The organism is Streptomyces sp. NPDC027189, from assembly GCF_055566975.1.
The window spans coordinates 1-7,268 of record NZ_JBVHRI010000029.1; the positions used below are offsets into that span (position 1 = coordinate 1).

Sequence of the window (7,268 nt, forward strand, 5' to 3'; positions counted from 1 at the left end):
AGGAGTAGAACTCGCCCCGGAAGCATGACAGTTGTGCCAATGCGTCAGACCGGGCGTCATGATGCAGCAGACTCATCCTCACGGCCTTCGTTCTGAATGTGTGTGTTCCTTGGTCGGAGCACATGTTCAGACGAAGGCCGCTTTCGCGTACGGCGGTTACCGGACCGAGTGATCAAGTTCGACGCACCATTCGACGCCGGACGTTAAAGATCAAGCTAAGGGTTGTCCCGTAACTGCCGGCCACTGATGAGACGATCTCGCCGTAGCTGGTGTGGTCACGGCGTCGGAGCGTCTTGATAGCCCCGCTTCCGGGGGGGGGGACGATCACTCAATCCCAAGGGGCCCGATGCCTAGGTCCTCACGCATGAGACGACGCATCTGAGCCATGGCCGTGCGCCGCTGCGCTATCAGGGGTGCCTCCTCGACGGATCCGACAGCCACCCCCCGGGCGTAGGCGTCGCGTATCGTGCGCCAGCTGTGAAACGCCTCGTTCCCTGCCGCCACGACCTGGGGCGGGCCCACGAGCCAGAGGCGCTCACTTGCTGTGTAGATACCGGTGCCACGGAAGGCTTCCCGCACGGCGGCATCACGCGCCGAGTCGGACATGTGATCGCCCAAGGCGACGGCGCGTATTTCTTCACCTGCGGCTTTAAGGGCGGAAACGAACTCGGTGTACACCTCGCGCCGTACCTCCAGCGCGTGCCTGGTCTCCTCCCGCTGCCACCGATTGCGATCCGCGATCAGAGTGGCCGAGATGCCGATGACGGCACCACCCAGTGTAGAGAGCAGAGGCATCCAGTCCATGTGCCGCAGCTTGTCTGAACCAGTGCGCCAGCACCAGTGGTCTCGTTGCGGACGCGGGCACCAGCGTGGCGAAGCAGCGCGGGCGCAACCCGGTGAAGGGGGTGTCAAAGACGGCTCGGAGCCGTGATCACACCAGTTACGGCGAGAGTCGCCTCATCAGTGGCTGGCAGTTACGGGACAACCCTGAGGCGGGTTGCTCGACACCCGGGAGTTCCCGGCCACCGCGGCCGGCTACCGCCAACTTCTTGACTGGGCACGCCAGTTCGGAACGGTACTGCGGGCCGGGGTGGAGTGCACCGGCTCCTACGGCGCTGGCCTCGCCCGCTACCTCGCGACCCAGCGGCAGCCTGGTCCGGCCCTCGTTCGTGCCTCCACCAGCCATCCGGCAACTGCGGGATCTGACCCGCTACCGAGGTCATCCGCGAACGCACCCGCGAGGCCCAACGGCTGGAGCAGCTCCCGGAAGACGTGTAGGCAAGCTGGTCGCTCACGGCGTCGTAGACGAGCGGCTGATCATTGGTTCCTACGGGCCGAACATCGTGAACACGTGGGACGTAATGGCGCCCTACATATATAGAGAGCGCGAGCTAACGACGAAGGCGATGATCTATTTCGAAGATCTGGCTTATCGAGCTCGTGCAAGGCCACAAACCAGAGTCCATGCTGAGCTAGGTCTTCAGATCAGCCGGCCGCGGCCGTCCTCAGCCTCAGAGTGAGCTCGGGTGGCCCGTGACCTATACACGGCAGTATGCCCTCAGCTTGGGAAGCTGAGGTGATCTAGGGGCGGGAGCTCTGCTGACCTGCGGCGGAGTGGAGTCGGCGCCTGGTGGGCGGTGAACTACTTCCCCGGTGTTCCCCGTGGTTCCCCGCACGATCTGGCACGGGTCTGGCACGACCTTGCTGTCAGACCTGGTCGAAGGCGGGGCCCAGTGAGTCCCGCATGGCGGCACGGAGCTTGCGCAAGGCAGTGTCGTACGGTGTGTGCAGCGCCTGCCACTCAACTGCGTCATCACCTACCACGATGGTGGTCGTCGCGATGGCAACTCGCATCGCTCTCAGGAGGTCGTAGGCCTCACGGGCGGCGTCGTAGACGCCGGCTGGTGCCACTAGAAACAACTCGTACCTGGCCGCAATTACCCCGGTCGACCGGAAAGCAGCCACCACATCGCTACTCGCGATCGGCGTTGGGTGACTCAATGCGAGTGTTTGTAACGCTGTCTCAGTCTCGGTCAGCGCGGTGAGGTATCGGACGTACGCGGTCCGACGTAGCTCTGCATGCCGGAGTCGTTGGTCTCGCTTCGTTCGTACTGATTCGACGACCAGCGTTGAGCCAACGCCGAGCACGCCGCCGCTCAAGGTACTGATCAGCGTCAGCCATCCCATGCAGCCACGCTATGGGCCTGGGGCGCCACACGGTAGGGCGCCTAGCCGAGTGGCTGTGCTCTCCGCCGACACGAGCAGACGTGACCGTGGCCTGGCGGTGACACCACTACGTCGGGAGAAGAACTGTGGTGTGAGCTAACGAGCATGGAAACGCCAGGAGGAATCGAACCACTCCTGCATGGTTTCCACGAACGTCGTTCCCTGAGAATAGGCATCGTCATCCTTGACGTAGTGAACGAGCCCGTTACCCAGACCCGGGACGTCAACAACCTCGGCACCCTGGCCATCGTCCAGCCCAACGGGACGCTGGACCATCTCGTATAGGCCGAGCACCGCCTCCATTCTGTTGATCAGATAGAGCTTGCAGGCCGGTGCTTGTTGGAACTGTCGGATTTCGAAGTCCACGCAGGGCACTAGCCTCGTGATCTCCAGGTCGCTCAGTACCGTGCTTAGCAGAGCGGTGTGCTGACACATGATGCGCTGAGCCCGTTTCCACGGGAACTCGTGATCCGAGGCGTTCTCGGGCCACCGGTACAGGAGGTTGACCGATGCGTCGGGCAGCAGCATGCGTAGGGCGATGTGCTGTGGGTTTATCTCTCCGGCCCGGATCCGTTCTGCCTGCACCTTAATGTGCACAGCCAGGAATTCCGACGTCAGTGTCAAGACATCGAGGATTACTTCGGGTTGCTCGAAGGCTCGGTTGATCAGGGATCCCAGCGTGACCACGCGGTCGTGCCGTTCGGTGCTTCTTGGCGCATGGGTCCGCTGCGTCCTGATGACCCGGGATCCGCTGCCCTGCCGTGTCTCGATCCAACCCTCGCTCCGCAGCTTTTTGAGCGCGCGCTGCACGGTGTCGCGAGAGACGCCGAACTCCTCAGCCAGTTCACGCTGTGACGGCAGGAAGGAGCCCAGTGGATAGTGGCTGCCGGCCACACGGGCCCGCAACTCAGCCGCGACGCGCTCGAAGCTTCTGCCGCCGCTATCACTGGTGTAATGGCCGCTCACACGGCGACCGTACCGTTCGTCCTGGCTGAACAAACCAGTCCGCCATCGTGTACCGCTTGCTCGTGTTGCTCTTCTTGCTCACTACCTGGAACTGCTTCCTCCGGGACCGACCGTCCCAGTATCAGGCTGTCCAGCCCCACGGGGAACTTCACCCGAGCGCTAAAGCGCTAGTTTGGAAGATCGCGTATGCGGATGGGGGCTGACCTGGTGAGACGATGACCTGCGAGTTCTTGGGTCGTTCGCCGGCACTTCCCCGCGTTTCCTGCTGGTCGCCGCTCAATCGGGCACGTTGGGGGCATGCGAAGAGGAGGGCCGGGAGGCGAACGCGAGGAGCATGGGGACAGCCTTTCAGTGCGGGCCGACCACACGCACCTTGCCCGTCCGGGTCGGTGGCGCGGGCACCCTGGTGCCGCGTCCAGGGGCGGTGCCATCATGCGGCCATGGTGTACGGGATGGCCGAAGGGCCATGGGGGGCGCGGCGAATGCGGCGCTGGCCGCCGGAGCGGCCGCCTTCGTCGGGGCCATGGCGCTGGTGGTCCAGGAGTGGCTGGCCCGGCGTAGCGCGCAGTCCGGCGCAAGCGCGGGATCGAGGAGGCGACGGCCTATCTGGCCTTTCTCGGCCAGTGGTTCAGTACCTACGAGGAGATCAGGCCAGGGGCCGAAATGGGCCGGACGAGAGAAGAGGCGGCTGGCTCACTGGACACCGTGCTGCGTGAGGTCGAGGCCCTACTCGACGAGACCCGCCGGGGAGCGCGCGCGTCGATCGGGGATCGGCTCAAGCGGGCGTTACTGCTTTATGAGCTGCGGTCCGCTGGGGCCCGAGCGGTCCGGTACGCCTTCTACTTCAACGGCATGTTATGGCTCGGCGTGTCATTCGGCGACGCCCTCGACACCAGCATGTCGGCGAAGGACCGCTTCGGCCAATCGCTCGGCTGGGGGGTGTGGGGCGTGGTGACAACAGTGGCGTTGGGACTGTGGGCCGCGCGCCTGGATCGGGGCCGGAGAGCCGAGCCCGCTGGCTAGCCGCGTCGTCCGCATGTCACTCGTGAGGGTGAAGATCAGGTGTCGACATTGGCGTGATCTGATGGAGGACCGTAGACAACGCCTCAGCCGCCTCCGCTCCTTCACCCACCACTTCCCCAACTCCCATCCCGTCTGCCGTCGACCCACACACCGTGGAGCGGGCGTGGTTCCTGGCGTCCAGGTGGAGCGCGCCACTGGACGAACGACCTGGACGCCAGGGGCCGCGTCTGCTCGGCTCTGCCTGGGTTGAGCTTGTTCCGCTTTGACGGACACCATTGAGTGGTGTGCATCGTGAAGTAGCAGGTCACGGGCCTGGTGTGGGTCGGCTCCGGGGTAACTCATGCTGGTGAGGAGCGGGTGACTTCGGTGGAGATCGTCGGTCAGCGGGCGACTTCCCCGTTTGTGAGGACGAGCAGGCGTGGGCGGTCCTCTTTCATCGTCGCCCACTGCCGCGGCGCCGCCTAAATCCGATGGCCCCCATCGCCTCGTCCTGCGACAGTGCGGGAATGGAGTGGAGAGCCGTTTCCGTGGCGGACGTCGACGCCCTCGCCGAACTGCTCGGCCGGGACGAGGAGGCGACGGTCGGTCGCCGCGAGTCCGGCCCCGCCGAGGCGCGCAGCATGCTGGCCGCCCCCGGCCTGGACCTGCCCTCCCGCACGTGGACCGCGTCGGGCCCCGACGGCGGCCTGCTCGGCTTCGCCGCCCTCCATCCCGCGCCTCAGCCGGGCGAGCTGCGTGCCCAGTTGGTCGTCGCCCCGTCCCCGGATGCACCTGCCGTCACCGCGACGCTCCTGAACCGCCTCGACGTCTGGGCCGCCCACGACCTGCCGACCCCTGCCACGCCGGTGACGCTGTATCAGCTTCCTGGCTGCTTCCCCCAGGACCAACTCCTCAGCCGCGGCTGGACCGTCGTGGACAGCAGCAGCCGCCTCACCGTCGACCTGGACGCCATCCGCCTCCCCGAGCACCCCGCGCCCGCGGTGCGCGCGGCCCGGAACGAGACCGACCTCCGCACCGTCCACTCCGTGCTGAACGAGGCCTTCACCGACGACCCGGAGCACCCCCACCCGGACTTCGACGCCTTCCACCACGCCCAGCGCCGACGCGAGGGCTACAACCCCGACTTGTGGCTCCTCGCCGAACTCGACAGCGTCCCCGCCGGCGCCCTTATCGCCCGCGACCCCGTCGACCGCGCCTGGATCGCCTGGTTTGGCGTCCACCCTGCCCGCCGCCGCCACGGCCTCGGCGCCCAACTCCTCACCACCGCATTCAGCCTCCTCCGTGCCCGCGGCCACCGCACGGTCGGCGTCGACGTGGACACCCACAACACCGGCGCCATGCAGGCCTACACCTCCGCCGGCATGACCCTTCTCGGCGCGGCCGACCAGTGGCGCAGGACCTACGTCTGAACCCGGCGCCCGCCCTGCGTCAGGCAAGGGCGACGCCGCCGGTGGTAGGCCCAGGCGAGAGCCAGAACGATCGGTGGAGATCGCCGGTCAGCGGGCGACTTCCCGGTTCGTCAGGACGAGCAGGGCCCGCACTAGCGTGGTCGCCCACCTCGGGTCGGTGCGGGCCTTGCCGAGCACGCGCCAGTTCTTCAGGTGCGCGAAGCCGTGCTCGACCGGGGCCGGCCAGCGCCTTGTTAGACAGCTTCTGGCCCCTGGTCAGGGGCCGATTGCGGGCCGCCTTGTAGCCGGTGATCACCACCGGGTCCGCGTCCGAGCCGCCGTCGTCGAGACCGACGAAGCCCAGGTCCGCGATCGCGCCGAGGCCGGCCGCGCGCAGGTGGGCGGTCAGTTTGTCGTGGCGGCAGGCGGTGATCTCCGAGGCGCGTCCGGGCCGGACCGCACTCACCCAGACCAGTCGGCCCTTGTCGTCGGTGAGCGCGATCACGAGCAGGCCGTGGCACTTGTGCTTGCCGGAGTAGTTCTTCCGGTTCTCGGTCCCGGTGCGGCGGTGGGTGCGGATCAGGGAGCCGTCCAGCAGGACCACCCCGCCACCCGATCGGGCGATCTTCTTCAGTGCGCGGTCCAGGCGCGGGGCGCGGGCGGCCAGCAGCCCGACGACTTCCCGCACCCACCGGGACACCGTGGTGCGGTGCACCCCGTTCCCGCCGGCCAGGTCGCCGGGCCGCTGGTCACAGCGCAGCACCGCCAGCACGATCCCGGCGATCCTCCCCGCGGACAGGGCCCGCCACCGCGATCCGATCTTCTTCAGGTGGCCGCGTATCAGGCAGCTGAGCCAGTTCAAGGTGGCGCTCGACAGCGGCAGGCGAGCGGTGTAGACAAGACCGCCGGGGCCCTCGGCGAGGCTGTTGTTTTTCTTCACGCGAAACTCAACTGCCGCCGAGGGACCTCCAGTTACGCCACTGCGGCGGGTAGGGGCGGCTACAGGCGCGCGGTGAACTTCCCGTCGCCGCGCTTGTGCAGCCAGCCGCGGTCCGCGAGCTTGACCAGCATTGCCCGCAGCGGCTCCAGCTTCCCGCGCACCTCCACCTGAAGGTCCAGCTCTTCGCCCACCGCCCGCACCTGCACCGGACCGCCGGCGGCCCGCACGATCGCCAGGATCCGGCGATAGTCGCCGGGAAGCGCGGCCTCGTCAACACTGTCGCCGCGGTGCGGGACCAGCAGCACCGCCCGCCCGCCGACCTGCGCCGACGCTGGTGCGACGGCAGCCCGTTCCGCGGCGATCTGCTCGCTCATCCGCGCCAGAACCCGCTCGGCGACTGCGAGTTCGTCCCGGTCGGCCCGCACATGGTCCAGTTGCTTGACCAGCTGTTCTTCCAGACTGTCCAGTTCCGCGCGGCGCGTGGCGATCCGTTCCAGTACCTCGGGGTCCACCATGCCCGGGAGCGTAGGAGCCCCCGGGCCGGAACGGACCAGAACCCGCGAAGTCCTCCCCGCCCGACGATCTACACGGCAGACTGCCGCGCGCGACCAGCACGAGCACCGGGGCACGGAATCACACCAGGCCCGTGACCTGCCACTTCACGACCTACACCCCACCCCCCCCCAGTGGTTGTGTCCCGAAGTCATAACACCAACCTCTCTGTT

At 67.1% G+C, this 7,268-nt stretch carries 7 protein-coding genes and 2 pseudogenes; 4 read left to right on the forward strand and 5 right to left on the reverse strand.

All coding sequences use genetic code 11. The features are described 5' to 3' along the window. Nucleotides 1–324: 324 nt before the first annotated feature. On the reverse strand, nucleotides 325–804 hold the full coding sequence (locus ACZ4RZ_RS41605) for a hypothetical protein (protein ID WP_467752765.1): 480 nt from the start codon (nucleotides 802–804) through the stop codon (nucleotides 325–327). A gap of 187 nt (nucleotides 805–991) precedes the next feature. Here ACZ4RZ_RS41605 and ACZ4RZ_RS41610 point away from each other — a divergent pair. Beyond that, a pseudogene (locus ACZ4RZ_RS41610) lies at nucleotides 992–1,144 on the forward strand (IS110 family transposase); the annotation flags it as partial. Between the two features lie 139 nt (nucleotides 1,145–1,283). Further along, nucleotides 1,284–1,520 carry a DUF4760 domain-containing protein gene (locus ACZ4RZ_RS41615; RefSeq protein ID WP_467752851.1) on the forward strand — a complete coding sequence of 79 codons (237 nt, stop codon included), beginning with the start codon at nucleotides 1,284–1,286 and terminating at the stop codon, nucleotides 1,518–1,520. Between the two features lie 187 nt (nucleotides 1,521–1,707). Here ACZ4RZ_RS41615 and ACZ4RZ_RS41620 read toward each other — a convergent pair whose 3' ends face one another. Further along, nucleotides 1,708–2,187 (reverse strand): hypothetical protein, encoded by a 480-nt coding sequence (locus tag ACZ4RZ_RS41620; RefSeq protein ID WP_467752766.1) that lies wholly within the window; start codon nucleotides 2,185–2,187, stop codon nucleotides 1,708–1,710. 135 nt (nucleotides 2,188–2,322) lie between these two features. Further along, nucleotides 2,323–3,192, reverse strand: a complete 870-nt coding sequence (locus ACZ4RZ_RS41625) for a winged helix-turn-helix domain-containing protein (RefSeq protein WP_467752767.1) — start codon at nucleotides 3,190–3,192, stop codon at nucleotides 2,323–2,325. A gap of 705 nt (nucleotides 3,193–3,897) precedes the next feature. On the opposite strand from ACZ4RZ_RS41625, the gene ACZ4RZ_RS41630 reads away from it, so the two are divergent. Beyond that, nucleotides 3,898–4,215, forward strand: a complete 318-nt coding sequence (locus ACZ4RZ_RS41630; protein WP_467752768.1) for a hypothetical protein — start codon at nucleotides 3,898–3,900, stop codon at nucleotides 4,213–4,215. A gap of 506 nt (nucleotides 4,216–4,721) precedes the next feature. After that, nucleotides 4,722–5,624 carry a GNAT family N-acetyltransferase gene (locus ACZ4RZ_RS41635; RefSeq protein ID WP_467752769.1) on the forward strand — a complete coding sequence of 301 codons (903 nt, stop codon included), beginning with the start codon at nucleotides 4,722–4,724 and terminating at the stop codon, nucleotides 5,622–5,624. Between the two features lie 87 nt (nucleotides 5,625–5,711). On the opposite strand, the pseudogene ACZ4RZ_RS41640 reads toward ACZ4RZ_RS41635, so the two are convergent. After that, nucleotides 5,712–6,543, reverse strand: a pseudogene (locus ACZ4RZ_RS41640) (transposase family protein). A 59-nt stretch (nucleotides 6,544–6,602) separates the two neighbouring features. Next, on the reverse strand, nucleotides 6,603–7,058 hold the full coding sequence (locus ACZ4RZ_RS41645; RefSeq protein ID WP_467752770.1) for a hypothetical protein: 456 nt from the start codon (nucleotides 7,056–7,058) through the stop codon (nucleotides 6,603–6,605). Nucleotides 7,059–7,268 lie beyond the last annotated feature (210 nt).